At 71.2% G+C, this 25031-nt stretch carries 27 protein-coding genes and 1 riboswitch; of the genes, 7 read left to right on the top strand and 20 right to left on the bottom strand.

Translation table 11 applies throughout. From position 1 onward, the window contains the following. Window positions 1-150 precede the first annotated feature (150 nt). From V6S66_RS00135 to V6S66_RS00095, 9 genes are all read right to left on the bottom strand, one after another. A complete protein-coding gene (locus V6S66_RS00135; protein WP_334204754.1) occupies window positions 151-708 on the bottom strand; it encodes an NYN domain-containing protein in 558 nt (185 codons plus the stop codon). Between the two features lie 171 nt (window positions 709-879). Beyond that, complete coding sequence (locus V6S66_RS00130) at window positions 880-2754, bottom strand: ABC transporter ATP-binding protein (protein ID WP_334204753.1); 1875 nt, start codon at window positions 2752-2754, stop codon at window positions 880-882. A 1-nt stretch (window position 2755) separates the two neighbouring features. Further along, the gene (locus V6S66_RS00125; protein WP_334204752.1) at window positions 2756-3058 is read right to left on the bottom strand and encodes a YbaY family lipoprotein; all 303 of its coding nucleotides are present in this window, start codon (window positions 3056-3058) and stop codon (window positions 2756-2758) included. A 14-nt stretch (window positions 3059-3072) separates the two neighbouring features. Then, window positions 3073-3444 carry a hypothetical protein gene (locus tag V6S66_RS00120; protein WP_334204751.1) on the bottom strand — a complete coding sequence of 124 codons (372 nt, stop codon included), beginning with the start codon at window positions 3442-3444 and terminating at the stop codon, window positions 3073-3075. A gap of 199 nt (window positions 3445-3643) precedes the next feature. After that, complete coding sequence (locus V6S66_RS00115; protein WP_334204750.1) at window positions 3644-5818, bottom strand: heavy metal translocating P-type ATPase; 2175 nt, start codon at window positions 5816-5818, stop codon at window positions 3644-3646. Beyond that, window positions 5818-6054, bottom strand: a complete 237-nt coding sequence (locus V6S66_RS00110; RefSeq protein WP_334204749.1) for a heavy-metal-associated domain-containing protein — start codon at window positions 6052-6054, stop codon at window positions 5818-5820. The genes V6S66_RS00115 and V6S66_RS00110 overlap by 1 nt, the downstream gene beginning before the upstream one ends. A 34-nt stretch (window positions 6055-6088) precedes the next feature. Then, window positions 6089-6382, bottom strand: a complete 294-nt coding sequence (locus tag V6S66_RS00105) for a metal-sensitive transcriptional regulator (protein WP_442885872.1) — start codon at window positions 6380-6382, stop codon at window positions 6089-6091. Window positions 6383-6959: 577 nt separating this feature from the next. Continuing rightward, complete coding sequence (locus V6S66_RS00100) at window positions 6960-7505, bottom strand: DUF4142 domain-containing protein (RefSeq protein ID WP_334204748.1); 546 nt, start codon at window positions 7503-7505, stop codon at window positions 6960-6962. A gap of 57 nt (window positions 7506-7562) precedes the next feature. Beyond that, window positions 7563-8180, bottom strand: coding sequence for a DUF305 domain-containing protein (locus V6S66_RS00095; protein ID WP_334204747.1), 618 nt, complete (start codon window positions 8178-8180; stop codon window positions 7563-7565). Between the two features lie 80 nt (window positions 8181-8260). On the opposite strand from V6S66_RS00095, the gene V6S66_RS00090 reads away from it, so the two are divergent. Beyond that, on the top strand, window positions 8261-8689 hold the full coding sequence (locus tag V6S66_RS00090; RefSeq protein ID WP_334204746.1) for a PaaI family thioesterase: 429 nt from the start codon (window positions 8261-8263) through the stop codon (window positions 8687-8689). 7 nt (window positions 8690-8696) lie between these two features. Continuing rightward, window positions 8697-8783, top strand: a riboswitch (ZMP/ZTP riboswitch). 62 nt (window positions 8784-8845) lie between these two features. Beyond that, the gene (gene serA / locus V6S66_RS00085; protein WP_334204745.1) at window positions 8846-10090 is read left to right on the top strand and encodes a phosphoglycerate dehydrogenase; all 1245 of its coding nucleotides are present in this window, start codon (window positions 8846-8848) and stop codon (window positions 10088-10090) included. On the opposite strand, the gene V6S66_RS00080 is transcribed toward serA, so the two are convergent. From V6S66_RS00080 to V6S66_RS00050, 7 genes are all read right to left on the bottom strand, one after another. After that, entirely contained in the window at window positions 10083-10526 is a 444-nt protein-coding gene (locus tag V6S66_RS00080; RefSeq protein ID WP_334204744.1) for a hypothetical protein, read from the bottom strand. The two genes, serA and V6S66_RS00080, sit on opposite strands and share 8 nt — an antisense overlap. Before the next feature lie 72 nt (window positions 10527-10598). Next, on the bottom strand, window positions 10599-11366 hold the full coding sequence (locus tag V6S66_RS00075; protein ID WP_334204743.1) for a hypothetical protein: 768 nt from the start codon (window positions 11364-11366) through the stop codon (window positions 10599-10601). A 9-nt stretch (window positions 11367-11375) separates the two neighbouring features. Beyond that, the gene (locus V6S66_RS00070; RefSeq protein ID WP_334204742.1) at window positions 11376-12194 is read right to left on the bottom strand and encodes an NAD-dependent protein deacetylase; all 819 of its coding nucleotides are present in this window, start codon (window positions 12192-12194) and stop codon (window positions 11376-11378) included. A gap of 299 nt (window positions 12195-12493) precedes the next feature. Then, window positions 12494-13045: a DUF1697 domain-containing protein gene (locus V6S66_RS00065; RefSeq protein WP_334204741.1), complete on the bottom strand. Its 552-nt coding sequence runs from the start codon at window positions 13043-13045 to the stop codon at window positions 12494-12496. After that, window positions 13042-14079, bottom strand: a complete 1038-nt coding sequence (locus tag V6S66_RS00060; protein ID WP_334204740.1) for an NADP-dependent oxidoreductase — start codon at window positions 14077-14079, stop codon at window positions 13042-13044. Before V6S66_RS00060 ends, V6S66_RS00065 begins: the two co-directional genes overlap by 4 nt. 43 nt (window positions 14080-14122) lie before the next feature. Continuing rightward, window positions 14123-14875: an enoyl-CoA hydratase-related protein gene (locus V6S66_RS00055; RefSeq protein ID WP_334204739.1), complete on the bottom strand. Its 753-nt coding sequence runs from the start codon at window positions 14873-14875 to the stop codon at window positions 14123-14125. 97 nt (window positions 14876-14972) lie between these two features. Then, a complete protein-coding gene (locus V6S66_RS00050; protein WP_334204738.1) occupies window positions 14973-17051 on the bottom strand; it encodes an NADPH-dependent 2,4-dienoyl-CoA reductase in 2079 nt (692 codons plus the stop codon). 26 nt (window positions 17052-17077) lie between these two features. Between V6S66_RS00050 and V6S66_RS00045 the strand changes: the two genes are divergently transcribed. Next, entirely contained in the window at window positions 17078-17326 is a 249-nt protein-coding gene (locus V6S66_RS00045) for an SCO4848 family membrane protein (RefSeq protein WP_334204737.1), read from the top strand. On the opposite strand, the gene V6S66_RS00040 is transcribed toward V6S66_RS00045, so the two are convergent. Both V6S66_RS00040 and V6S66_RS00035 read right to left on the bottom strand, forming a co-directional pair. Then, window positions 17302-17868, bottom strand: coding sequence for a PadR family transcriptional regulator (locus tag V6S66_RS00040; RefSeq protein ID WP_334204736.1), 567 nt, complete (start codon window positions 17866-17868; stop codon window positions 17302-17304). The two genes, V6S66_RS00045 and V6S66_RS00040, sit on opposite strands and share 25 nt — an antisense overlap. Window positions 17869-17931: 63 nt before the next feature. Beyond that, window positions 17932-19032, bottom strand: coding sequence for a zinc-dependent alcohol dehydrogenase family protein (locus V6S66_RS00035; protein ID WP_334204735.1), 1101 nt, complete (start codon window positions 19030-19032; stop codon window positions 17932-17934). Window positions 19033-19147: 115 nt separating this feature from the next. Here V6S66_RS00035 and V6S66_RS00030 point away from each other — a divergent pair, with 115 nt between their 5' ends. The 4 genes from V6S66_RS00030 (at window position 19148) to V6S66_RS00015 (ending at window position 22747) form a co-directional block, all read left to right on the top strand. Further along, on the top strand, window positions 19148-19816 hold the full coding sequence (locus V6S66_RS00030; protein WP_334204734.1) for an EcsC family protein: 669 nt from the start codon (window positions 19148-19150) through the stop codon (window positions 19814-19816). Between the two features lie 915 nt (window positions 19817-20731). Next, window positions 20732-21688: a phosphotransferase gene (locus tag V6S66_RS00025; protein ID WP_334204733.1), complete on the top strand. Its 957-nt coding sequence runs from the start codon at window positions 20732-20734 to the stop codon at window positions 21686-21688. Window positions 21689-21693: 5 nt separating this feature from the next. After that, window positions 21694-22365 carry a leucyl/phenylalanyl-tRNA--protein transferase gene (gene aat / locus V6S66_RS00020; protein WP_334204732.1) on the top strand — a complete coding sequence of 224 codons (672 nt, stop codon included), beginning with the start codon at window positions 21694-21696 and terminating at the stop codon, window positions 22363-22365. Between the two features lie 103 nt (window positions 22366-22468). Beyond that, on the top strand, window positions 22469-22747 hold the full coding sequence (locus tag V6S66_RS00015; RefSeq protein WP_442885871.1) for an HU family DNA-binding protein: 279 nt from the start codon (window positions 22469-22471) through the stop codon (window positions 22745-22747). 503 nt (window positions 22748-23250) lie between these two features. Here the strand turns inward: V6S66_RS00015 and V6S66_RS00010 are convergent. Next, on the bottom strand, window positions 23251-23562 hold the full coding sequence (locus tag V6S66_RS00010; RefSeq protein WP_334204731.1) for a GIY-YIG nuclease family protein: 312 nt from the start codon (window positions 23560-23562) through the stop codon (window positions 23251-23253). Window positions 23563-23773: 211 nt separating this feature from the next. After that, a protein-coding gene (locus V6S66_RS00005) for an IS3 family transposase (protein WP_334204730.1) occupies window positions 23774-24963 on the bottom strand; the annotation gives its coding sequence in 2 pieces (ribosomal slippage) (window positions 23774-24682 and window positions 24685-24963; 1188 coding nt in all). Between the last annotated feature and the right edge of the window lie 68 nt (window positions 24964-25031).

Here is a 25031-nt window from a genome sequence, read left to right as displayed (position 1 = left end):
CCGCCGTCGGGAAGGTCGAGGGAAAACTGTCGCCATGGCGACCACAAACCCTCAGGTTGCGTCCACCCGGCAACGTGCGGTGACCACAGCCACCTCTCCGCCGTGGCCGCTTGTCCCGCGCCACTGGTAGCCGTCAGGGGAGGCAAGCCCCTACAGGAACTGCGCGGGGTCGAACTCGTCGATCGGGATGACCCGCAGGCGCGGGAGGGTCTCGGTGAAGGCGCTGACGTCGTACTCGAGGTCGAACGTCTCGAGACCGCGCGCGACCAGCTCGGCGTAGCCCGAGCTGCGGAACTCGTCGAACGCCAGCAGCGCCGTGCGGCGCTCGCCGACGAGCGGCGAGAGCTGGGGGATGAAGTCGCCGTCGTTGCTGACGAGCACGACGTCGCCCTCGCGCCGGGCGATCTCCTCGAGCGTGCGCTGGATGCCGAGGTCGACGACCTTCTGGTCGGGCGTGCCCGACAGGGGGACGGGCTTGTAGCCGATCGCCGTGAGCGCCTGCACGAACGGCATCGGCAGGTCGCCGTGCACCGCGAGGAAGAACAGCGCGGTGACGGGCTGCTGCCAGCGCTCCTCGGCGAACGTCAGCAGGCGTTCCCAGCGGGGCCGCTCCTGCGGCATCGGCCGGCGGCCGAGGATGGACCCGCCAAGCGTGGCGTCGATGTTCTCGCCGTCGACGAGCAGGTACGTGTGCCCGGAGCTCTCCATGTCCGCACCCTAGTGCCGACAGGCGTCCGCGGCACCGGACGACCCGGTGGTTGAGGTGTGAGGAGCGCCAGCGACGAGCCTCGAAACCTCGGTCAGGTGAGGGGTGGCGGTACCCCTTTCGAGGCTCGCTCGTTCCTCGCTCACACCTCAAGGGGCGGGGGCTTCGCGTCGCTAGACCTCGCGCTCGGCGTGGAGGCGGGCGTAGAGGCCGCCGGCGGCGAGCAGCTCCTCGTGGGTGCCGGACTCGACGAGCCGGCCGTCCTCGACGCCGAGGATGACGTCGGCCTGCCGCACGGTCGAGAGCCGGTGCGCGATCGCGATCGTGGTGCGGTCGGCGGCGGCGCGCTCGAGCGCCTCCTGCACGGTGCGCTCGGTCTCGGTGTCGAGCGCGCTGGTGGCCTCGTCGAGGATCAGGATCGGCGGGTTCTTGAGCAGCACGCGGGCCAGGGCGATGCGCTGCTTCTCGCCGCCGGACAGCCGGTAGCCGCGCTCGCCGGTGAGGGTCTGGTAGCCGTCGGGAAACCCCATGATGCGGTCGTGGATGTTGGCGTCGCGGGCGGCCTGCACGATCTCGTCCTCGGTGGCACCGGGCTTGGCGTAGGCCAGGTTGTCGTGGATCGTGCCGTGGAACAGGTACGCGTCCTGCGTGACGACGCCGACGGCCCGCGCCAGCGACGAGAGCGAGAGGTCGCGGACGTCGACACCGTCGATCAGCACGGCGCCGCGCGTGACGTCGTAGAGGCGGGGCACGAGGTACGTGGCGGTGGTCTTGCCCGATCCGGACGGCCCGACGATCGCGGCGAACTGGCCCGGGCGCAGGCGCACCGACACGCCCTGCAGCGCCCAGTCGGTCTCTGCGGCGTCGGCGACGGGCTCGAGCTGACGACCCGCGAGCGAGCGCGGGGCCGGGTACCGGAACCACACGTCGCGCAGCTCGACCTCGCCCCGAGGGGCGGGCAGCTCGACGGCGTCGGGCTTCTCGGTGATGGTGGGCCGCAGGTCGAGGTACTCGAAGATGCGGCGGAACAGCGCGAGCGAGGTCTGCACGTCGAGCGTGACGCGCATGAGCTGGAGCAGCGGCATCTGGAGTCGGGCCTGCAGCGTCGTGAACGCGACGAGGGTGCCGGCCGTGAGCGCATCGCCGCCCCCGGGGACCTGGCCGGTGATGAGCAACCCCGCGAGCAGGTAGATGAGTGCCGGGGTGATGGCGAAGAACGTCTGCACCGTGGCGAAGAAGGTGCGGCCGGTCATGGCCTGCGAGACCTGCAGCCGGACCTGCTGCTGGTTGGCGTCGCGGTACCGGACGATCTCGGAGTCGCCGCGGTCGAACACCTTGCTCAGCAGAATGCCGGAGACGCTGAGCGCCTCCTCGGTGATCGCCGTCATGTCCGACAGCGACTCCTGCGTCTTGCGCGCGATCTCCTGCCGGCGGCGTCCGACCCGCAGCTGCACGGCGATGAAGACCGGCATCAGCACGAGCGTCAGCAGGGTCAGCTGCCACGACAGCACGACCATCGAGACGACCGCCGCGAGCACCGTGACCGAGTTCTGCACGATCGTCGTGGCGGTGTCGGTGAGCACCGTGCGGACGCCGGCGACGTCGTTGGCGAGCCGCGACTGGATCACGCCGGTCTTCGTGGCGGTGAAGAACGCGAGCTCCATCGTCTGCAGGTGCGCGAACAGCTCACCGCGCAGGTCGGCCATGGCCGAGTTGCCGATCGTGGACGTGAGCCAGTTCTGCGCGATCGAGATCAGGGCCGTCACGACGGGGATGACGCACATCGCCACGACGAGCCAGCCGAGGACGTCGAGCTGCACGCCTCCGCCGTCGGTGGGGAACAGGGCGTTGTCGAAGACGGCCTTCGTGAGGAAGGGGATCAGCGAGGTGAGGGCGGCCGAGGCGATGACCGCGCCGAGCACCAGGAACAGCTGCGTGCGGTACGGCGCGAGCAGGCGTGCGACCCGCTCCAGGACCGGACCCGCGTCGGCGCCTGCGGCCTCGTCGGGGTCGATGTGCGACACGCCCGCGGTGGGGCCGGGGCGCACGTCAGTCGCCGTCGACGCGCTCGAGCACGGTCTCCGGGTTGGTGGCGGGCGCGAGCTCCGGAGTTCCCCAGACCCCGGCGCTGGTGCGCAGCATGGCCCAGACGAGCAGGTCGCCCGTGTCCGGCACGAGCTGGGTGTCGATCGTGACGGCCCAGTCGACGGGGGTCATCTCGACGTCGAACGCGGCGGCGCCGAGCACCTCGCCCCCGGCGTCGACGACCTTGACGGTGGCGACCGCGCCCGCGGGGACGTCGAAGGTCTCCGGGACGACCAGGGTGCCGGTGACGGTGAGCAGTGCAGTCATGGGGCGAGCCTAGGTCAGGCGCCCACGATGGCGCCGACCGCGACGGTGACCGCGATCGCGAGGATCGCCGCCATGATGATGACGAACGGCACGACGCCCTTGCGCTTGACCTTCGCGTGGCCGATCGTGCCGGTCGTGAACTGGTGCATGGGGGCGGCGTAGAAGACCGGGACGGTCTGGCCGGGCTGGACCTGGAACTCGAGCGCGGCCTGGCCGTACGTGCGCAGCCACTGCGCCGACAGGTCGACGCGCGCCGGGCCGGCCGGCACCGGGATCAGGTTCTCGCCGTAGCGGACCTTGACCGGGTAGCCGTTGATGCGGCAGCTCGGGGTGATGGCGTTGGAGGTCATGACCGAGCCCTGGACGGTCAGCGCCACGGCACCCATGGCGGGCTGCGCTGGACCCGGCGGCATGGCCCCGGGGCCGGGCGGCGAGGGAGGACCCGGCGGGCTCGGGGGGTTCGGCGGCCCGGGCGGGGCGGGAGGCTGCGTCATGGATCCGACCCTAGTGCGCGCCTCGGACGCCCGCCTTCCGCCAGTCCCGCTCCCTGAGGTGCGAGAAGCCCTGGCGACGAGCCTCGCAGGGTCAGACCAGCCGCGTGGTGCGCAGCCGCAGCGAGCTGCCGACCACGAAGACCGAGCTGAACGCCATGGCCAGGCCCGCGACCATGGGGTTGAGGTAGCCCGACATCGCGAGCGGGATCGCGGCCACGTTGTAGGCGAACGCCCAGAACAGGTTGCGCCGGATGGTGCGCAGCGTGGCGCGCGCCAGACGGACCGCCTCGGCGGCCTTGCTCAGGTCGCCCTCGACGAGCGTGAGGTCCGACGCGGCGATCGCGACGTCGGTGCCCGTGCCCATCGCGATGCCCAGGTCGCTCGCCGCGAGCGCCGCGGCGTCGTTGACGCCGTCACCGATCATCGCGACGACGCGCCCCTCGGCCTTGAGCCGCTCGATCGTGCGCAGCTTGTCGTCGGGGGTGACCTCGGCCTCGACCCGGTCGATGCCGACCTCGGCCGCCACCGACTGCGCGACCTCGTGGTTGTCGCCCGTCAGCAGGATCGGCTCGAGCCCGAGGGAGCGGAGCTCGGCGATGGCGCCGGCCGAGGACTCCTTGACGGTGTCGGCCACCGTGACGGTGCCGAGGAAGCGCCCGGCTCGTTCGACGGCCACGACGGTTCCCTGTCGTTCTCCGCCCGGGGCCCGGAACCCCTGCCGGGCCGTGTCGCCGATCCAGCTCAGCCGGCCGGCGCGTGCGGGCTCCCCGTCGACGACGCCGCTGACCCCCTGGCCCGCGTGGTTGCGGAATTGCTCGAGGGTGCCGTGCTCGGCCCGGCCCGCGATGGCCCGGCCCACGGGGTGCTCCGAGGCGTGCTCGAGCGTGGCCGCGACGTGCAGCAGCTCGGCCTCGTCGACCCCGTCCGCGGGCGCGACCTCGACGACGCCCATGACGCCGGTCGTGACGGTGCCGGTCTTGTCGAGCACCACGGTGTCGATGCGTCGCGTGGACTCCAGGACCTGCGGACCCTTGATGAGGATGCCGAGCTGGGCGCCGCGCCCCGTGCCGACCATGAGGGCCGTGGGCGTGGCCAGCCCGAGGGCGCACGGGCACGCGATGATCAGCACGGCCACGGAGGCCGTGAACGCCTGCAGCAGTGAACCGCCGAGCAGCAGCCACGCCCCGAACGTCAGCACGGCGAGGACGAGGACCACCGGCACGAACCACGCCGAGACGCGGTCGGCCAGGCGCTGCACCTCGGCCTTGCCCTCCTGCGCCTCCTCCACGAGCCGCGCCATCTGGGCCAGGCGCGTGTCGTCGCCGACCGCCGTGGCGCGCACGACGAGCCGGCCGGAGACGTTGAGCGTCGCGCCGGTGACCTCGTCGTCGGGGGCCTTGTCGACCGGGACGGACTCGCCGGTGAGCATCTGCTCGTCGACGCTCGACTCGCCCTCGACGACGACGCCGTCGGTGGCGACCCGCTCGCCCGGACGCACCGTGAAGGTCTCGCCCACGGCGATGTCGACGGCGGGCTGCAGCTCCATGAGCGCGCGCAGGGCCGCGCTCGAGCGGTGCTTGGCGCCGGCCTCCAGGTAGTGACCACCGAGCACGAACACCGTGACGGCGGCCGCGACCTCGAGGTAGATCTCGTGCGAACCGCTCCCCTGGGCCAGCCAGGTCCAGCGCATCGTCATGCCGATGTGGCCCGCCTCGCCGAGCACGAGCGCCCACAGCGACCACAGGAAGGCCGCGCCGACCCCGACGCTCACGAGGGTGTCCATCGTGGCGGCGCCCTGGCGGGCGTTCATCAGCGCCGAGCGGTGGAACGGCCAGGCGCCCCACAGGACGACGGGGGTCGCGAGCGCGAGGGTGAGCCACTGCCAGTAGTCGAACTGCAGGGCGGGGATCATCGACAGCAGCACGACCGGCACGGCCAGCACGGCTGAGCCGATCAGGCGGCGGCGCATCGAGGCGACGCCGTGCAGCCCTCCGTGCCCGTCGTGGTCGGTGCCGTGGTCGGTGTGGGCCGAGCCGCGAGGGTCCCGCACCTGTGCGGTGTAGCCGGTGCGCTCGACGGTCTCGATCAGCACCTGGGTGTCGACGCCGGCCTCGGCGCGCACCGTGGCGCGCTCGGTCGCGTAGTTGACGGTGGCCTCGACGCCCTCGAGGCGGTTGAGCTTCTTCTCGATGCGGGTGGCGCACGCGGTGCAGCTCATGCCGCCGATGTCGAGGCGCGTCGTGGTCTGGTCGGGGGTCGTGGTCATCAGGCGAGCGGCAGCGAGCCGGGACGGGCCAGCTCGTAGCCCGCCTCCTCGACCGCTGTCGCCACCTCCTCTCGGTTCAGCTCGCGTGCTGCGGTGACGTGCACGGGTGACGTGCCGCCCTTGACGAGGTCGATCGCAACCTCGGTGACGCCGTCGAGCGACGTCAGCTCCTCGGTGACGGCGGCGGTGCAGTGTGCGCACGTCATGCCGGTCACCTGGTAGGTGGTGGTGCTCATGGGTCCTCCTCAGGATCTCGCGGTGGGAAAGGTGTCAGGAGCGCACGAGGCGGGCGATCGCGTCGGACGCCTCCTTGACCTTGATGTCGGCCTCCGGGCCGCCGGCGCGGGCCGCGTTGACGACGCAGTGCGCGAGGTGCTCGTCGAGCAGCTTCAGCGCCACGGCCTCGAGGGCCTTGGTGGTCGCACTGACCTGGGTCAGCACGTCGATGCAGTAGGTGTCGTCCTCGACCATGCGGGTGAGGCCCCGTACCTGGCCCTCGATGCGCTTGAGCCGCTTGAGGACCGCGACCTTGTCGTCGGAGTACCCGGGGATGTCCTGTGCCATGCCCCCGATCATACCCCCATGGGGTATGCGAATCAAGCATGCGCGTCGCCCACCCCCCCGGTGGTTGAGGTGCGAGTGCCGCCTGCGGCGCGAGCCTCGAAACCTTGGTCAGGTGGTGGGCTCGGGTATCCCTTTCGAGGCTCCTCGTTCCTCGTCGCACCTCAAGGGGCGGACGGATGCCCCGGTGGTTGAGGTGTGAGTGCCGCCTGCGGCGCGAGCCTCGAAGCCTCGGTCAGGTGGTGGGCTCGGGTACCCCATTCGAGGCTCCTCGTTCCTCGTCGCACCTCAAGGGGCGGGGATTCGCCCACCCCCGGTGGTTGAGGTGTGAGTGCCGCCTGCGGCGCGAGCCTCGAAGCCTCGGTCAGGTGGTGGGCTCGGGTACCCCATTCGAGGCTCCTCGTTCCTCGTCGCACCTCAAGGGGCGGACGGATGCCCCGGTGGTTGAGGTGTGAGTGCCGCCTGCGGCGCGAGCCTCGAAACCTTGGTCAGGTGGTGGGCTGAGGTACCCCTTTCGAGGCTCCTCGTTCCTCGTCGCACCTCAAGGGGCGGGGCTTCGCCCACCGCCGCTGGCCTCGGGTCAGACCCCCAGACTCCTGAGCTCGTCGATCCAGTCGGCGCAGTCCTGCGCGAGGTCCGTGGCCAGCTCGCGCAGGTCCGCGTCCTGACCGCGCTCGACGACCCTGTCGGCCGATCCCTGCACGGCCGCCAGGCTCTCGGCCACGACGTTGACCCACAGCGCGTCGAACTCCGCACCCTCGAGCTCCTGCAGCCGCTTCCCGTCCTCGCTCTGCTCCTGGGCGGGCAGGCTGCCGGCGCTGCCGGACACGACCTCGGGCAGGTCCCACTCGTCCGCCAGCTCCTCCAGGCGGTCGCCGACCACCGTGAGCTCGTCGACGATCTCGTCCGCGAGGCCCCGCAGCTCGTCGGACTCGGCGCTCTCGTCCGCCAGGTCCGCGATCTGGCGCAGGGTGCCGGTGCTGCCCGCAGCGACCTCCACGAAGGTCTCGTCGGCCTCGTTGCGGTCGCCCTGCCCCGGTCCGCCGGGGCCGGGGGCGTCGTCCGACCCGCATGCGACGAGCGTCAGGGCCAGCGCTGCGCCGACGAGCGCCCCGAGTGTCCTCATGGGTCCGAGGCTAGGACCACGGCCGTCCGGGTGACAGAGGGAGAGGTCCCCGGGTCCTCATGACGAGAGGTCTCGCTGCAGGTCCTGCAGGCCGTCGAGCAGTGCCTCGTTCGCGCTGATCCACCGTTCCGCAGCGCTGCGCAGCCCCAGGTGGTCGCCCTCCTGAAGCAGGTCTTCGGTGACGTCGATCTGGTCGTCGGCGCGACCGAGCATGACCTCGATCCAGGACTCGTCGAACTCCGTGCCGGAAAGGTCCTCGAGCACCGCGTAGTCGTCGTCGCCGGCGTACTCGCGCAGGTCGATGCCCACAGGAGCGTCCTCGTAGACCGTCTCGGGCAGGTCCCACTTCCGCTCGAACCGGCCGAAAGCATCGAGCAGGTCGCCGGTCTCAACCCCGTACGCCTCGGCGAGAGCCACCAGCTCGTCGTCCCCGGACTCCTCCACCGCAAGCACGGCGAGCTGGCCGACCTCGCCGATCGAGAGCGCGCGGTCCATCACGAATCGCTCGTCGGCCTCGTTCGGAGCGATCTCGACGCGGTCCGGGCCGCAGCCGGACGACAGGAGGCTGGAGGTCGAGGCGGAGGTCGAAGCGGAGACGCAGACCTCGTCGTCACCGCAGGCCACGAGGGTGGTCGCCACCACCACGACCAGGACCACCGCTCCCACACGCCTCATGGGTCGACGATAGAGACCCGGACGCCCCGTGGCCACGGGGACGTCTCCCCGTCAGCGCACCGCGTCGGTACGCTCGCGGCATGGCACAGATCCCCGGCCTCGACGGCGTCCTCGGTGTGGAGCACCTCGAGCTCACGGCCGACCGCGTCGTCGTGACGTTCACGATCGGCGAGCAGCACCTCCAGCCGTTCGGCATCCCGCACGGCGGCGTCTACTGCGCCGTGCACGAGTCCACCGCCAGCACCGGCGGCCAGGTCTGGCTCGGCGACAAGGGCGTCGTGGTGGGCACCAACAACAGCACCGACTTCATCCGCCAGGCCAAGGTCGGTGACGTCATCACCACCACGGCGACCCCGATCCACCGGGGCCGCACCCAGCAGCTGTGGCACCTCGACTCGGTCGGTGAGGACGGCAAGCTCATCGCGCAGGGACAGGTGCGCCTGGCCAACCTGGACATGCCCGTCCCACCGGAGGCGCTCGACGGGATCAAGCGCATGCAGCAGGGGTAGACTCGACGGTGTTGCCGGCGACTGGCGTTGAGGTGGGAGACCACCGGGGAGCCGGCAGATCATGACATCGGGACCGTTCGCCTGGGCCCACGAGTCAGCCCCTGACCCCCGCACGAGTCAGCTGACCGAAAGGCCCCCGACATGACGATGACGACCATGACCCACGACAGCTCCTTGCCCGCCCGGCGCCTCGACGACGCCGATGTGCGCGTGCTCCTGCTCGAGAACATCCACGCCGACGGCCGCGACTTCCTGCGCGGCAAGGGCTACCAGGTCGAGGCCCGCGACGGTGCGCTCAGCGAGGACGAGCTCATCGAGGCCATCCAGGGCGTGCACCTGCTCGGCATCCGCTCCACGACCTACATCACGCAGAAGGTGCTGGACAACGCTCCGGACCTGCTCGCGATCGGCGCGTTCTGCATCGGCACGAACCAGATCGACCTCGCGGCCACGTCGCGCGCGGGCATCGCGGTGTTCAACGCCCCGTACTCCAACACGCGCTCGGTCGTCGAGCTCGCGATCGCCGAGATCATCTCGCTCGCGCGTCGCCTGCACGAGAAGTCCACCGACATGCACCGCGGCGTCTGGAACAAGTCGGCCGCCGGCAGCCACGAGGTGCGGGGCCGCACGCTCGGCATCATCGGCTACGGCAACATCGGCAGCCAGCTGTCGGTCATCGCCGAGGCGCTCGGCCTCAAGGTCATCTTCTTCGACATCGACGACAAGCTCGCGCTCGGCAACGCCAAGCGGTGCTCCACGATCGAGGAGCTGCTCGAGGAGGCCGACGTCGTCTCGCTGCACGTCGACGGCCGCCCCGGCAACGCCGGTTTCTTCGGCGCCGAGCAGTTCGCGGCGATGAAGCCGCGCTCGCTGTTCCTCAACCTCTCCCGGGGCATCGCGGTCGACACCACCTCGCTGCGTGAGCACCTGGAGTCCGGCCACATCGCCGGCGCCGCGCTCGACGTCTTCCCCGTCGAGCCCAAGCGCCAGGGCGACCCCTTCAGCTCCGAGCTGCAGGGCGTGCCCAACGTGATCCTCACGCCGCACGTGGGCGGTTCCACCGAGGAGGCGCAGCAGGACATCGGCCGGTTCGTCGCGTCGAAGCTGCGCTCCTACGCGGCCTCCGGCGGCACGTCGCTGAGCGTCAACTTCCCGGAGATGAACCTTCCGGTGGACCCGGCCAAGAAGCGCGTCGCGTACGTGCACCGCAACGCGCCGGGCGTGCTGGCCAGCATCAACATGCTGTTGGGCGAGCACGGCGTCAACATCGAGGGTCAGCAGCTCGCGACCCGCGGTGAGCTCGGCTACGCCGTCACCGACGTCGCGGCCGATGTGGGCCCCGACGTGCTCACGGCGCTCGCAGCGCTGCCCGAGACCGTGCGGGTGCGCGAGCTCAGCTAGTCGAGACGGCGCGGTCGCCGCGCGGCGACCGCGCGAGGACCGCGATGATCCCACCGACGGTGGCGATGATCGCCCCGACCAGGCTGACCCAGACGCCCCAGGCGTTCTCGCGCACCCGGTCGGGTTGGTCGAGGGTCTGGGCCACGTCGGCAGCGGTCGACGTGGCGACGTCGATCATGATCGCGACCGTCAGGAGCAGCCCGAATGCTGCGACCGGGAGCAGGAACCACCGGGTGACCGCGGCGACCCGACGGCCCGCGAGCCCGCTCGAGGCCGCGACCAGCACGACGAGGACCGCAGCGATCCACGCGACCTCCGAGCCCGTGGCCCCGGGGTAGTCCTGGTCACCGATCGAGCTCCACGGCGCGAGGGCGCCGAGGATCCAGACAAGGGCCCCCAGAGCCATGAGTCCTGCGCCGATGCGGATCTGCGTCATGGCTCGACCGTAGGTCCGGGCCGCCGGCCTCGCCATGGGGAGAGGTCGCGGGAACAAGCGCGGCCCGTGGGCTCAGTCCGAGGAGCCGCCGCCCGCGTCGGTCGACCCCGAGTCGGTCGAGCCCGGGTAGGCCGGACCGGTCGTGGGCCAGGCCGGCGGAGCCGGCGCCGGGGGCGGCTGGCGGTGTGGCTGCGGCGGATAGGGCTGCGGCGGCTGGGCCTGCGGCGGGTACTGCCCGGGGTACGGCTGCGGCGGACCCTGGTTTGGGTACTGGGGCGCATACGGCTGGGGCGGGTATGGCTGTGGCGGGTACTGCGCGGAATAGGGCTGCGGCGGGTACTGGCCGGGGTAGGGCTGCTGCCACCCGGGCGCCACGTAGCCGCCCGGCACGTACGGACCCGGCACGAACGGCGCGGGTCGGGGCGGGGCCGGCATGGGTGCGATCATCAGCGCCACGGCGGCCACCAGGGCGACGATCGACCCGGCGAGCACGAGCCACAGTCCCCAGCCGACCGACAGCGTGAAGATGTCATCGGAGAACTGGTTCGAGAACTCGCTCGAGGTGCTGCTGATGTCGACGATGTCGATCACGGCGACGAGCAGCGCGATGAGGACCCACGGCAGGACGAACCACCGCATGATCCGGGCGACGGACGCGGGAGCGAAGACGGCCGCACAGAACCCCCCGGCCAGGAGGGCGAGCACCAGCGTGATCCATCCGTCGCCGTCGAGGCCGCCGACGCTGGAGCCCGCGACCGTCGCCCACGGACCGATGCTGCCGATCACGACCAGCACCGCACCGATGAGACCGATCACGGCACTTGCCCGGGCGAAGACCATGCGATCAGCCTAGGCCGTGGTGCGGCCGACCGAACCCTGCGCCGTAGCCGTCAGCGTCTCGGCGACGCCGGCGTCGATGCGCACGGTCGCGAGGGGGTCGCCGCGGGTCGAGCCCCGATTGACGATCGCCACGGGGATGCCGCGCTTGGCGGCGGCGCGCACGAACCGCAGCCCGCTCATGACGTGGAGCGACGAGCCCAGCACGACCAGGGAGGCGGCGTGGTCGACCAGGTCGAAGCAGTGCGCCACGGTCGGCTTGGGCACGCTCTCGCCGAAGAACACGACGTCGGGCTTCAGCCGGCCGTCGCAGCGCTCGCACGCGGCCACCGTGAAGTCCTCGGTGTGCTCGATGATGACGTCGCCGTCCGGGGCCAGCACGGCCTCGCGGTCGGCCCAGCCGGGGTTGAGCAGCTCCAGGCGGTCCTGGAGGTCGGGGCGCGGGGTCAGGTCGTGGCAGTCGAGGCAGACGACCCGGTCGATCGCGCCGTGCAGCTCCACGAGGTCGCGGTGCCCCGCTCGGCTGTGCAGGCCGTCGACGTTCTGGGTCACGAGACCGGTGAGACGTCCGGCGGACTCCAGGTCGGCCACGATGCGGTGCGTGGTGTTGGGCTCGGCGATCCACATGCGGCTCCAGCCCACGAACGCGCGGGCCCAGTAGCGCTGGCGGGCCTCCGGTGTCGCGACGAACTCCTGGAACGTCATGGGGCTGCGCGGCACGCTGTCGGGTCCGCGGTAGTCGGGGATGCCCGAGTCGGTCGACACGCCCGCACCGGTCAGGAGCAGGACCTCGCCGCGGTCCAGCAGCATCGCCAGCTCTCCGACTCCCACGCGCCCAGCGTAGGTCGGGAACGGGAGCCCCACCCGCCAAGGCTCCGCCCTGACCACCGGTGGATCCCTGGGCCGAGCCGCAGGCGAGGCAGGCGCCCGAGCGGAGCCCGGCACCGGCGAGGAACGAACCGGTGGGGCGGCGAGGAACGAGTCGCACGCCGCACCTCAAGGGGCGGATGGAGTCCCCGGTGGTTGAGGTGTGAGTGCCGCCTGCGGCGCGAGCCTCGAAACCTCGGTCACGGCGTGGGCTCGGGTACCCCTTTCGAGGCTCGTTCCTCGCACCTCAAGGGGCGGACGCCCTAGCCCGTCAGGTCGAGGAGCTTCTGGACGGTGTTGAGGTTGCGGGCGGTGCCGGCGACGCCCAGCCGCCGACCGATCGTGGCGTCCTTCATCTGCGGGCGCCCGGCGCCGTCGGCGTAGCGCACGTGCATCTCGCGGCCGACGACCTCCCAGCGGTCGTCCCCGGTGGGTTCCTCGTGGGCCGCAGCGACGGCCTCGGGGGCGGGCTCGGCAGCCAGGAACGTGACGTACGAGAACTTCGGCTCCACGACCTCGAACGGGTGCGCCGCGAGGGCGGCCGCGACCTCCTCGCGGCTGCGGCTGATGACCTCGCGGAAGAACCCGAAGCGATCCTCGATGGCCTGCTCGAGCGCACGGTCGAACGCCTCGGGCTCACCCGGTGGCGTGCACAGCAGGTTGCCCGAGGCGATGTAGGTGGCGACATCGGTGGCGCCGAGCTCCGCGGCGACCTCCCGCAGCTCGGCCATCGGGAGCTTCGCGGTGCCACCGACGTTGATCGCCCTGAGCAGATGAACTCTGAGCAGATGAACTCTGGGTCGGTCGATCCTCACCGGCTGGGGTCCTCGCCGACCTGGACGAGCAGCTTGCCCACGTTGCGACCGGTGAGCAGGCCGCGGAACGCGTCGACTGCGTTCTCGAGCCCGTCGACCACGTCCTCGCGGTACTTCACGGTGCCGTCGGCGACCCAGGCGCCCATGTCGCGCTGGAAGTCCTCGTGATGGTCGGCGACGAACTCGTTCTGGATGAAGCCACGGATCGTGAGGCTCTTGGTGAGCACGCGGCGCAGGAGCGCCGGGCCCGGCTCGGCCCCTTCACGCGCCTCGGTGGCGTTGTAGTCGGCCACGAGCCCGCAGACCGGGATGCGTCCGTAGGGGTTCATGCGCCGCATGACCGCCTCGCCGACCGTGCCGGCGACGTTCTCGAAGTAGACGTCGACCCCGTCGGGCGTGGCCGCCTTGAGCTCGGCGGCGAAGTCGGGCGAGCGGTGGTCGAGGGCCACGTCGAAACCGAACTCCTCGCGCAGGATGCGGACCTTCTCGGCACCGCCGGCGATGCCGACCGACCGCGCGCCCTTCGCCTTGGCGATCTGCCCGACCGCGGAGCCGACGGGTCCGGCGGCCGCGGCGACCACGACGGTCTCGCCCTCCTGGGGGCGACCGATCTGCAGCAGGCCGGCGTAGGCGGTGAACCCGGGCATGCCGAGCACGCCGACAGCGGTGGAGATCGGTGCCGTGGCCGGGTCGAGGCGACGCGTCTGCCGGGCGGGCACGACGGCGTGGCTCTGCCAGCCGGTGTGCGCCAGCACGAAGGTGCCGACGGGCCGGTTGTCGGCGCGCGACTCGACGACCTCGCACACCGTGGACCCCTCCATGACGGCGCCGAGCTCGACCGGGTCGGCGTACGACTCGGCGTCGCTCATGCGCCCGCGCATGTAGGGGTCGAGCGAGAGGTAGACCGTGCGCAGCAGCACGTCGCCCTCGCCGAGCTCCGGGACCTCGACGGTGTCGGTCGTGAAGTCGCTGTCGGCGGGCTCGCCGACGGGGCGGCGGGCGAGGCGGATCTGGGTGCTCGTGGTGGTGCTCATGGGTTCGACGGTACTCACCGGCGGCGACGTCGCCCGGCGTGGTTCAGGACCAGTGCGGAGGCCGCTTCTCGAAGAACGCGGCGATCCCCTCGGCCCGGTCGGCCGAGACGGCGACCTGCGCGGCCGCGTCGTCGGTGAGGGGCCACAGCTCGCGCTCGGCGTCGCGCTGCGCGGCCTGCAGGGCGTCGAACGTGATGCGGACGGCCGAGGGACTGTTCGGGACGATCGCGGCTGCCAGCTCGAGCGCGGAGTCGAGGGCCGAGCCCGGCGCGCAGAGGACGTTGACCAGACCCAGCTCGTGCGCGCGGCGGGCCGGCAGCGTCTCCCCGGTCAGCAGCATCTGGGTCGCGATGTTCGGCGGCAGCTTCGCGGGGGCGCGGAAGAACGCACCGCAGTTGGCGATCACGCCGCGCTTGACCTCGGGCAGGCCGAACCGCACGTCGTCGGCCGCCACGACGAGGTCGCACGCGAGGACGATCTCGAACCCTCCGCCCAGGGCGAATCCCTCGACGGCCGCGACGATCGGCGTGCTCCGGTGGCGCCGGATCAGGCCGTACTCGCCGCCGTCGGGGGTGGCCGGGCTGGACGGTTCGTGCAGGTCGGTGCCGGCCGAGAAGAACGTCGGGCCCCCGGTCAGCACGACGACCCGCACGGTGTCGTCGGCGTCGAGCTCGCCGAGCGCGGCGTCGACGGCGTCCGCGAGCTCCCGGTCGACCGCGTTGCGCTGGCTCGGGCGGTGCAGCGTCACCACCGCGATCGCGTCCTGGCGGCTGACGTCGAGCACGGACGAGCTCATGGGATCTCCTGAAAGGCTCACCGGGTCACCGTGCCACAGGACGCGGGCACTGCCCCAGGACATGGCACGGCACCTCCTGGGGCGGGCCGAGGCGCGGCTACAGCAGCGCGGCCAGCTCGGTGGCCTGCTTGATCGCGCGCTTGGCGTCGAGCTCGGCGGCGACGTCGGCACCACCGATGACGTGCGTCGGCACGCCGGCGGCCTGGAGCCCGTCGACGAGGTCGCGCACCGACTCCTGGCCGGTGCACAGCACGATCGTGTCGGCCTTGACGAGCATCTCGACCGGCTCGGCCTTGGCGTTCTCGCGCACGGTCAGGTGCAGACCCTCGTCGTCGATGCGGTCGTACGAGACGCCCTTGATCATCTCGACCCCGGAGTCCTTGAGCGTCTGGCGGTGCACCCAGCCCGTGGTCTTGCCGAGCCCCTTGCCGAGGTCAGAGGTCTTGCGCTGCAGCAGGTAGACCTTGCGGCGCGGGGGCGCGAGCACCTTGGTGCCGAGTCCGCCCCGCTCGCCGCCCTCGACCTCGAGCGACGGGTCGACGACGCCCCAGCGCTCCTGCCACTCCTCGACGGACTCGTCGGGCTCGTGCAGGAGGAACTCAGCTGTGTCGAAGCCGATGCCGCCGGCGCCGAGCACCGCGACGGTCTGGCCCACGGGCACGCGATCGCCGATGACCTGCTGGTACGTGACGACGCTCGGGTGGTCGATGCCCGGGATGGTCGGGATCCGCGGCTCGACACCGCTGGCCACGACGACCTGCTGGAAGGCTCTGTCCTTCGCCGCCCCAGGCCCGGCACCCCAGCCTGCGGTCAAGTCCTCCACCGTGGCGCGCGTGCCGAGGTGCACCTTCACGTTCCGGACCTCGAGCATGCGGCGGTAGTACCGGATCGTCTCGGTGAACTCCTCCTTGCCGGGGATCTCCATCGCGAGCTTGAACTGCCCGCCGATCTCCGCAGCCTGCTCGAAGAGCTCGACCTCGTGGCCGCGGCCCGCAAGCTCGACGGCTGCGGCAAGCCCCGCCGGGCCGGCGCCCACGACGGCGATGCGTTCGACCGTGCGGGTCGGCAGCAGGACCAGCTCGGTCTCGAAGGCCGCGCGCGGGTTGAGCATGCAGGTGGCGCGCTGGTTCTTGAACGTGTGGTCGAGGCACGCCTGGTTGCACGCGATGCAGGTGATGATCTCGTCGGCGCGACCCTCGGCGGCCTTGTTCACGAAGTCGGGGTCGGCGAGCAGGGGGCGGGCCATCGAGATCAGGTCGGCCTGGCCGTCGGCCAGGATCTGCTCGGCGACCTCGGGGGTGTTGATCCGGTTGGACGCGACCACGGGGACCGACACCGCGGCCTTGAGGCGAGCGGTGAGCGGCGCGAACGCGGCGCGCGGGACCGACGTGACGATCGTGGGGATGCGGGCCTCGTGCCAGCCGATGCCGGTGTTGATGATGCTGACGCCGGCCTCCTCCAGGAGGTGCGCGAGCTCGATCGTCTCCTCCCACGACTGGGCGTTGTCGACGAGGTCGAGCAGGCTCATCCGGTACAGCACGATGAAGTCGTCGCCCACGAGCTCGCGCGTGCGCTTGACGATCTCGACGGGGAACCGCATGCGCTTGGCCGCGCTGCCGCCCCACGCGTCGGTGCGGGTGTTGGTGCGCGCCGCGAGCATCTGGTTGACCAGGTAGCCCTCGGAGCCCATGATCTCGACGCCGTCGTAGCCGGCGCGGCGGGCGAGCTTCGAGGCCTTCGCGAAGTCCGTGGCGGTCTGGTCGACCTCCTTGGTGCTCATCGCGCGTGGCTTGAAGGGCGAGATCGGCGACTTGCGGTTCGAGGCGCCCTTGACGAAGGGGTGGTAGCCGTAGCGACCCGCGTGCAGCACCTGCATCGCGATCTTGCCGTCGTGCTCGTGCACCGCGTCGGTCACGGTCTTGTGGCGGTCGGCGATCTTGGTGGAGTTCATGGTGCCGCCGAACGGCAGCAGCCAGCCGGTGCGGTTCGGCGAGATGCCGCCCGTGATCGAGAGCGCCACGCCGCCCTTGGCCCGCTCGGCGAAGTAGGCGGCCCACTTGGGGATGTCCTTCGCGCGGTCCTCGAGCTTGGAGTGGATCGAGCCCATGATGACCCGGTTGCGCAGCGTGGTGTGGCCCAGGTCGAGGGGGCTCAGGAGGTGCGGGTACTCGCTCATCGGGGGTGCTCCTGTTTCATGGGGACGTGATCTCGAAGCTCTCGGCACGTATGCTCGTGGTGGCCGGCCTGTTCAACGTGGTGATCTGGCCGCGGTTCGCGAAGGCGATCGTCGACGACGACCGCGCGTGGGCCGGCGAGGCGTGGTCGAGCACGCCGCAGGCGTTCTTCTGGGTGCACGCGGTGCTGATCGGGACGGCGATGACGCTCGGCGTGATCGTGCTGGTGATCGGCGTGCGCAGCCTGCTGGCTCATCGCCGCTCCCCCAGCGCCTGAGGCATGACCTGACGGTCGAGCGCCTGAAGGATCTCCTCGCACCACTGGATGCCGCCCTGCTCGGCACGGATGCCGCCGCGGAGCACGAGCCACGCGCCGAGCTGCTCGTCGGGGATGGCTGACGGGTCGGGGTAGAAGCGCGCGCTGCTCGCCTCGTAGTCGGCGAGCTTGGCGGAGTGGTCGGCCAGCCGTTGCCGCACCGAGGCGATGACCGCGTCCCGGTCGCCGAACGGCAGGGCCCGCAGCTTCACGGCCAGGTCGCTTCGCAACACCTCCGGCCCGGTGGGGGTCGTCGTGAAGGCGGCGAGCTCGTCGCGCCCCTCGCCGGTGATCGCGTAGACCTTCTTGTCGGGCCGGGAGTCCTGCGCGACGAGCTCGGACTCGACGAGCTTGTCGGCCTCCATGCGCCCCAGCACCTTGTAGATCTGCTGGTGGCTGGCCTTCCAGAAGTTGCCGATCGAGGCGTCGAACCGGCGCGCCAGCTCGTAGCCGCTCGCGGACCGTTCCGCGAGAGACACGAGGATCGCGTGCTCGAGTGCCATGCGGGGGAGATTAGTACGCAACTTGATGCATACGCAACCAGTTGCGCATGCATCCGCCCAGACTCAGAGTGTCGGGTCGACGAGAGTCATCCCCGCGATGGTGGCCCGGTCGAAGCCAGGCAGCTCCTGCGCGGCCTGGGCGAGGCCGATCGTGCGCTCGACGAGGCGCTGGGGCTGGAGCGACCCGTCCTCGATCATCGCGAGCATGGCCGGGTAGTCCGCGGCGGCCATGCCGTGGCTGCCGAGGAGGTCGAGCTCCCAGCCGATGACCCGGGCCATCGGCACGCGCGGATGTCCGTCGACGGGTGGCAGCAGGCCGACCTGGACGTGGCGTCCGCGGCGGCGAAGTCCCAGGATCGCGTCCGCGCACGTCTGCTCGCTGCCCACCGCGTCCACGGCGACGTGGCTCCCACCATCGGTGAGCGCGGCGATCGCGGTCGGGACGTCCCGCCCGTCCGTGAGCAGCACGTGGTCCGCCCCGAGCCCGAGCGCCACGTCGAGCGCCTCCTGGTTCCGGTCGACCGCGACCACCCTCGCGCCCAGGGCCTTCGCGATCATCACGGCGCTGAGCCCGACGCCGCCAGCACCGATCACGGTGACCCACTCGTCACGCGTGACCTGTGCCCGGCCGACGAGCGCCCGGTAGGCGGTGGCGAAGCGGCACCCGAGGCTCGCGGCCGCGGCTGCGCCGACCTCGTCCGGGAGGGCGACGAGGTTCGTGTCGGCGGCGTGCAGCGCAACCTCCTCGGCGAACGACCCCCAGTGCGTGGATCCCGGCTGCTGCTGGTCGGGGCACACCTGAGCCTGGCCGTCGCGGCACCAGGCGCACGCGCCGCACCCGCACACGAACGGGACGGTGACGCGGTCTCCCACCGCCCACCGCTCGACGCCAGAACCGACCTCGGTGACGACACCGGCGAGCTCGTGCCCCGGCACGTGCGGGAACACGATGTCCTCGTCGTGGCCGGCCCACGCGTGCCAGTCGCTGCGGCACAGGCCGGTGGCCTCGACCCGCACCACGACTCCGCCGGGCGGCGGTGTGGGGCGAGGCACCAGGCGCACCTCGGGGGTCGCACGCGCCGCGTCGAGGACGACCGCGCGCATCTGCTGGTCGTCGAGTCGAGTCGAGGCGGGCGGCGAGGTCGACGGGGAGGGGTGGCTCATGACGGACTCCTGGAGGGTGGAGAGCCATCCCACCACGGCCTCGAGGCGCGACCCAGCCGTGCAGATCACATCTCGCTCACGAGCAGCCGCATCCTCCCGCTCCTAGACTCGCGCCATGGGAGTTGGCAAGAAGGTGGCCCGGGTCGCAGGCAAGCAGGCGGCGCCGAAGGTGGGCTGGAGCTTCGTGCGCCAGGCCCTCGACAAGGCCATCGACGGCATCGGTCCGCTGCGCTCCGCGGCCGAGTCGGCGACGACGCACATGGTCGACGCACACGGTGACGTCGAGCAGGCCATCCGCACCCTGACGCGCACCCACGTGGGACTCGCCGGCGCCCAGGGATTCGCCACGAACCTCGGCGGCATCATGACCCTCGCGGTGTCCGTGCCCGCCAACATCGCCGGCGTCACGCTGCTGCAGGCGCACCTGGTGGCCGGCATCGCGCACCTGCGCGGCTACGACCTCGACGACCCCCGCGTGCGGAACGCGATCCTCGCCGCGATGCTCGGCGAGGACAAGGTCCGCGAGCTCGTCAAGCGCAAGAGCCTGCCGTCGCCCCCGATGGCGCTGGCCACCGCCCCGTCGCACGCGCCGGAGCTCGACAAGATCATCGCGAGCGAGCTCACGGGTGAGCTGTTCGCGCGCACGGTCGGTCGCCGCGCGGTGACGCTGATGGCGCGCCGCATCCCGGTGGCCGGCGGTGTCGTCGCGGGCGGGACCGACGCGTACCAGACCCGGCAGGTCGGTCAGTACGCCGCCAAGGAGCTCAAGGACCGCCGCCTCTAGGTGCGCGCGACTCGCCGTTCGAGCTCACCCTTTCGCTGGTCGAGTGGTCGGCGAGCCCGCCCCTCCGTTGGTCGAGTGGCTCGCGAGCTCTGCGAGCGGCCGTATCGAGACCCCCGCACCTGAGGGCACCCGTCACTCACCGTCCGGTCCACCGGTTGCCTGACCGTGACCGGGTCTCGATACGGCCCTCGTTCCTCGGGCCACTCGACCAGCAGGTGGGCACGACTTTGCTGGTCGAGTGGTCGGCGAGCCCGCCCCTCCGTTGGTCGAGTGGCTTGCGAGCTCTGCGAGCGGCCGTATCGAGACCCCCGCACCTGAGGGCACCCGTCAGCCATCGTCCGGTCCACCGGTTGCCTGACCGTGACCGGGTCTCGATACGGCCCTGGTTCCTCGGGCCACTCGACCAGCAGGTGGGGGCGACTTTGCTGGTCGAGTGGTCGGCGAGCCCGCCCCCTCCGTTGGTCGAGTGGCTTGCGAGCTCTGCGAGCGGCCGTATCGAGACCCCCGCACCTGAGGGCACCCGTCAGCCACCGTCCGGTCCACCGGTTGCCTCGCTGTGACCGGGTCTCGATACGGCCCTGGTTCCTCGGGCCACTCGACCAGCAGGTGGGGGCGACTTCGCTGGTCGAGTGGTCGGCGAGCCCGCCCCTCCGTTGGTCGAGTGGCTCGCGAGCTCTGCGAGCGGCCGTATCGAGACCCCCGCACCTGACGGCACCCGTCAGTCACCGTCCGGTCCACCGGTTGCCTGACCGTGACCGGGTCTCGATACGGCCCTCGTTCCTCGGGCCACTCGACCAGCAGGTGGGGGCGACGTTCCTCGGGCCACTCGACCAGCAGGTGGGGGCGACGTTTCTCGGGCCACTCGACCAGCGGTGGAACCGGGCGGCCGGCCCCGCTGACCGCTAGCGTTCGGGCATGGACCGCGCGTTCTCCGACGAGGTCGCGTCGGACCAGTGGCGTCGTGACGCGCAGACGTGGGTCGCCGAGCAGATCGACGAGGCCCAGGTCCTCGCGGTCGAGCAGGTGCGCATCCGCCCGTGGTCGACGCAGCTGCGGATCGAGACCGATGCCGGTCGCTACTGGTTCAAGGCGCTGCCGCCGGGTGCGGCCTACGAGGCGGGGCTCCACGCGGTGCTCGCCGAGCTGGCGCCCGACGACGTGACCCGCCCGCGGGTGGTCGACGCGCAGCGCGGCTGGATCCTGGCGGCCGACCTCGGCCCGACGTGGCGCGAGACGCGGCCGGCCACCACGGCCGACTGGCAGACGCTCATGGTCGGCGTCGCCGGTCTGCAGCAGCGCCTGGCCCTCCACGAGGAGGCGATCCTGGCGACGGGTCTGCCCGACTGCCGCCCCGCGCGTACGGTCGACCTCTACGACCGGTTCGTGACGTTGTTCGCCGAGCTCGACGCCGACCATCCCTGCCACGTCGACGAGGGCCTGCGGGCGGCGCTCGTCGAGGCGCGGCCCGCCGTGGTGGAGGCGTCGGTGCGGCTCGTCGGCTCGGCCCTGCCGGTGACGCTGCAGCACGGTGACCTCCACACCGACAACGTGTTCGCCTCGGCCGCGGGCCTGCGGCTCTTCGACTTCGGCGACGCGCAGTGGGCGCACGCGCTCGAGGTGCTGGCCGTGCCGCGCGGCGTGATCGACGACGATCCCGCCGTCGAGTGGGAACCGGTGCTGGCCTCCTACGCCGGCGCGTGGGACCTGACCCCGGACGAGCTCGCGGGCGACCTGTCCGCCGCGTGGCTCACGCAGTCGGTGCACCGGTGCCTGACGTGGTGGCGGGCGTTGTCGAGCGCGACGGCGCAGGAGTGGCGCCAGTGGGGCGAGGCGCCCCTGCACCACCTGACCCGGGTCAGCGCCCGCGACTGACGGCCATGACCGACCCCGTCCCCCTCCCCCCGTCGGTGTGGGAGTTCCCCGAGCCCACCTCGCCCGACCGCGATCTGCCACCGGTCGACTGCATCGCCGGCGGGGCCGACCTCGAGCCACCCACGATCATCGCGGCCTACCGCGCCGGCGCCTTCCCGATGGGCGACGACCGGGGTGAACCGCTCTGGTGGTCGCCGATGACGCGCGGCGTCCTGTGGCCCGAGGACGTGCGCGTGAGTCGATCCCTGCGCCGGTCGGTCGCCCGGTTCACGACGTCGGTCGACACCGCGTTCGACGAGGTCATCGACGCCTGCGCCGATCCGAGCCGCCCCGGCGCCTGGATCGACGAGCCGATCCGCGCGGCGTACGTGCGGCTGCATGAGCTCGGCTGGGCGCACTCGGTGGAGGTCTGGGACGCCGGCGGCGGGCTCGTGGGCGGCCTCTACGGCCTCGAGATCGGCGACCTCTTCGCGGGCGAGTCGATGTTCCACCGGGCCACGGATGCGTCGAAGGTGGCACTCGTGGAGCTGTGCCGGCGCATGGCGGGTGGGCTCGTGGACGTGCAGTGGAGCACCCCGCACCTGGCCTCCTTGGGGGTGGTCGAGGTCCCGCGTCCGGAGTACCGCCAGCTCGTCGCGGAGCACCGCGACCGGGTCACGCCAGGACGCTGGACCTGAAAAATGCCGAAACTTCAGGCAACACGCGCGCCCCGGTGGTGGGCAGTCGGGCACGGCTCCCTAGACTGGCGACGATCCAGATCCACCTTTTCAAGGAGCAGTTGTGGCTATTTCCCGCAGTGACCTCGTCGCCGCCCTCGCCGAGAAGTCCGGCACCACCAAGACGGTGGCCGACTCGGTGCTGTCGTCGTTCACCGACGTCCTCCTCGAGGCCGTCGCCGCCGGCGACAAGGTCTCGATCCCGGGCATCCTCTCGGTCGAGCGCGTCGAGCGTGCCGCCCGCACCGGTCGCAACCCCTCCACGGGCGAGACCATCGAGATCCCCGCCGGCTACGGCGTGAAGGTCAGCGCCGGCTCGAAGCTGAAGGCTGCCGCCAAGTAACACCTGCAGTCGCACGATCGACGACGCCGCCGGATCCTCCCTGAGGATCCGGCGGCGTCGTCGTATCTGGTCCGCTCGCCCGCCCCACACCCGTTGGTCGAGTTGGTCCGAGGAACGAGGACCAGTATCGAGACCCGGTCAGGTTCACTCGGGCCGTGGTTTACGGGTGCTGTCGGGTGCGGGGGTCTCGATACGCCGGCTCGCCAGGGCTCGCCGAGCACTCGACCGGCGGGGTGCTGGCCACCCACCCCGTTGGTCGCCGAGCACTCGACCGGCGAAGGTGCTGGCCGCCGACCTCGTTGGTCGAGTTGGTCCGAGGAACGAGGACCGGTATCGAGACCCGGTCAGGTTCGCTCGGGCCGTGGTTGACGGGTGCTGTCGGGTGCGGGGGTCTCGGTACGCCGGCTCGCCAGGGCTCGCCGAGCACTCGACCGGCGAAGGTGCTGGCCACCCACCCGCTGGTCGAGTTGGTCCGAGGAACGAGGACCAGTATCGAGACCCGGTCAGCTTGCGGCACCCGGTGGATCTGGCTTGTCGAACTTCTTCCTCGCGAGCTCCGGGAGCAGATCCAGCCGGCCGTCGATGAGCGCTTCCCGCTTGGCCCGCGACCATCCTTGGACACGCTTCTCGAACCAGTAGGCCTGGACGATTGACTCGCACGGCAGGCAGTACACGAGCTCGACGGGGAGTCGCCGCCGCGTGTAGGCCGCGCCTTCCCCGTCGTTGTGCTGCCTGAGTCGAGCCACGTAGTCGCGGGTGCTGCCCACGTAGTAGCTGCCGTCCGCGCAACGCAGGATGTACATGAAGCCGGCCATGGGACGAGACAGTCGCCCAGTTCGACGAAGAATGCGACCGTGCGTCCACAGCCCTCTCGTCGGCACCCCACCCGTTGGTCGACTCGACCAGCGCTTCCTCGTGCTGGTCGAGTGGCGGAGGCCGGCCGCGGCCGAGCCCGTATCGAGACCCGGTCGGCTTGAGGCATCCGGGACTGCCCCGAGTTTGGTTGACACTCGGGGTTTGTGCTGATTAGGCCGCGGTTGCGGTCGTGTAGATCATCTCAAACTCGGTCGGGGTGAGCTTGCCGAGGGCGCGTTGTCGGCGTCGTCGGTTGTACTTGGTCTCGATCCAGCGGACCATCGCAAGGCGGAGTTCGTCGCGGGTGTCCCAGCGGCGGGTGTTGAGGACGTTCTTCTGCAGGAGGGCGAAGAAGCTCTCCATGCTCGCGTTGTCCCCGGCGCCGTAGGAGCGGCCCATCGAGCCGACCAGCCCATGGTTGGCCAAGAGGGCCTGGGTGCGTTTGGCCCTGAATTGACCGCCCCTGTCCGAATGACACACCGTGGCCTCTGGTGCGCGCAGCGCGATCGCGTTGCGCATCGCCGACTGCGCCAACGATGCCTTCATCCGGGTGTCGATGGAGTAGCCGACGATCCTGTTGGAGAAGACGTCCTTGATTGCGCAGATGTAGAGCTTGCCTTCGCGGGTGGGGTGTTCGGAGATGTCCCAGAGCCAGACCTTGTTCGGGGCGTCGGCGACGAACTCGTGCCGGACGACACCGTGCTCGTCGACCACGGCCAGAAGGTCGTCGTGCGGCGGCGGCCCGGTGCTGCCGGCCTTGGACCGCTTCTTGTGGTGCGAGGCGGTGATGCCAGCGACCTGACAGAGCCGGTGGACGCGGTTCTCACCGACAGTGATGCCGTGCTCATCGGCGAGCTCGTCGGTCAGGAACCGGTAGCCCAACGTGGCGTCGTCCTCGTGGAGGTCGTAGAGCACGTCGATGAGGTGCGCGTCGTCGAAGTCACGCTGGCTGACGGGGTCCTTGAGCCACTTGTAGTACCCCTGGGTCGAGAGCCCCAGGACCCTGCTCGCCACCGCGACCGGCACCCGAACAGGGGCGCCGGCCGCGGCCATCTCGCGGACGAGCGGGAAGGCTATTTTCCCGGCAGATTAGCCTGCGACAGATACGCCGCAGCCCGCCGCAGGACCTCGTTTTCCTGCTCGAGCAGCCGGATCCGCTTCTTGGCCTCACGCAGCTCGGCACGGTCGGCCTCGGTCAGCCCGGGCCGGTGACCGTCCTCGATGTCGGCCTTCTTCAACCAGTTCGACAGGGTCCCTTCAGAGATCCCGAAGTCCTTGGCGATCTGCGACAACGGAGCCTGGCCCTGACGGGCCACAGCCACGACATCGTCGCGGAACTCCTTGGGATAGGGCGCTGGCATGGCGACATCCTCTCCTGCGAGGAACGAATCCTCACACGTCAGGTGTCAACCAAACCGGGGGCAGTCCC

Origin of the sequence: Aeromicrobium sp. Sec7.5 (assembly GCF_036867135.1) — a bacterium.
Lineage (GTDB): Bacteria > Actinomycetota > Actinomycetes > Propionibacteriales > Nocardioidaceae > Aeromicrobium.
The sequence above is the reverse complement of the archived record's forward strand: the minus strand, read 5'-3'. Positions and strand labels throughout refer to the sequence as shown.

What these genes read in the sequence shown, in the direction of transcription:
- aat (WP_334204732.1), top strand. Translation starts at nt 21,694, where the DNA reads ATGACCGACCCCGTCCCCCTCCCCCCGTCGGTGTGGGAGTTCCCCGAG.
- V6S66_RS00105 (WP_442885872.1), bottom strand. Translation starts at nt 6,382, where the DNA reads ATGGCACAGGACATCCCCGGGTACTCCGACGACAAGGTCGCGGTCCTC.
- V6S66_RS00030 (WP_334204734.1), top strand. Translation starts at nt 19,148, where the DNA reads ATGGGAGTTGGCAAGAAGGTGGCCCGGGTCGCAGGCAAGCAGGCGGCG.
- serA (WP_334204745.1), top strand. Translation starts at nt 8,846, where the DNA reads ATGACCCACGACAGCTCCTTGCCCGCCCGGCGCCTCGACGACGCCGAT.
- V6S66_RS00055 (WP_334204739.1), bottom strand. Translation starts at nt 14,875, where the DNA reads ATGAGCTCGTCCGTGCTCGACGTCAGCCGCCAGGACGCGATCGCGGTG.
- V6S66_RS00075 (WP_334204743.1), bottom strand. Translation starts at nt 11,366, where the DNA reads ATGGTCTTCGCCCGGGCAAGTGCCGTGATCGGTCTCATCGGTGCGGTG.
- V6S66_RS00040 (WP_334204736.1), bottom strand. Translation starts at nt 17,868, where the DNA reads ATGGCACTCGAGCACGCGATCCTCGTGTCTCTCGCGGAACGGTCCGCG.
- V6S66_RS00120 (WP_334204751.1), bottom strand. Translation starts at nt 3,444, where the DNA reads ATGGGTGCCGTGGCGCTGACCGTCCAGGGCTCGGTCATGACCTCCAAC.
- V6S66_RS00115 (WP_334204750.1), bottom strand. Translation starts at nt 5,818, where the DNA reads ATGACCACGACCCCCGACCAGACCACGACGCGCCTCGACATCGGCGGC.
- V6S66_RS00010 (WP_334204731.1), bottom strand. Translation starts at nt 23,562, where the DNA reads ATGGCCGGCTTCATGTACATCCTGCGTTGCGCGGACGGCAGCTACTAC.
- V6S66_RS00025 (WP_334204733.1), top strand. Translation starts at nt 20,732, where the DNA reads ATGGACCGCGCGTTCTCCGACGAGGTCGCGTCGGACCAGTGGCGTCGT.
- V6S66_RS00125 (WP_334204752.1), bottom strand. Translation starts at nt 3,058, where the DNA reads ATGACTGCACTGCTCACCGTCACCGGCACCCTGGTCGTCCCGGAGACC.
- V6S66_RS00100 (WP_334204748.1), bottom strand. Translation starts at nt 7,505, where the DNA reads ATGAGGACACTCGGGGCGCTCGTCGGCGCAGCGCTGGCCCTGACGCTC.
- V6S66_RS00110 (WP_334204749.1), bottom strand. Translation starts at nt 6,054, where the DNA reads ATGAGCACCACCACCTACCAGGTGACCGGCATGACGTGCGCACACTGC.
- V6S66_RS00050 (WP_334204738.1), bottom strand. Translation starts at nt 17,051, where the DNA reads ATGAGCGAGTACCCGCACCTCCTGAGCCCCCTCGACCTGGGCCACACC.
- V6S66_RS00135 (WP_334204754.1), bottom strand. Translation starts at nt 708, where the DNA reads ATGGAGAGCTCCGGGCACACGTACCTGCTCGTCGACGGCGAGAACATC.
- V6S66_RS00035 (WP_334204735.1), bottom strand. Translation starts at nt 19,032, where the DNA reads ATGAGCCACCCCTCCCCGTCGACCTCGCCGCCCGCCTCGACTCGACTC.
- V6S66_RS00060 (WP_334204740.1), bottom strand. Translation starts at nt 14,079, where the DNA reads ATGAGCACCACCACGAGCACCCAGATCCGCCTCGCCCGCCGCCCCGTC.
- V6S66_RS00095 (WP_334204747.1), bottom strand. Translation starts at nt 8,180, where the DNA reads ATGAGGCGTGTGGGAGCGGTGGTCCTGGTCGTGGTGGTGGCGACCACC.
- V6S66_RS00080 (WP_334204744.1), bottom strand. Translation starts at nt 10,526, where the DNA reads ATGACGCAGATCCGCATCGGCGCAGGACTCATGGCTCTGGGGGCCCTT.
- V6S66_RS00090 (WP_334204746.1), top strand. Translation starts at nt 8,261, where the DNA reads ATGGCACAGATCCCCGGCCTCGACGGCGTCCTCGGTGTGGAGCACCTC.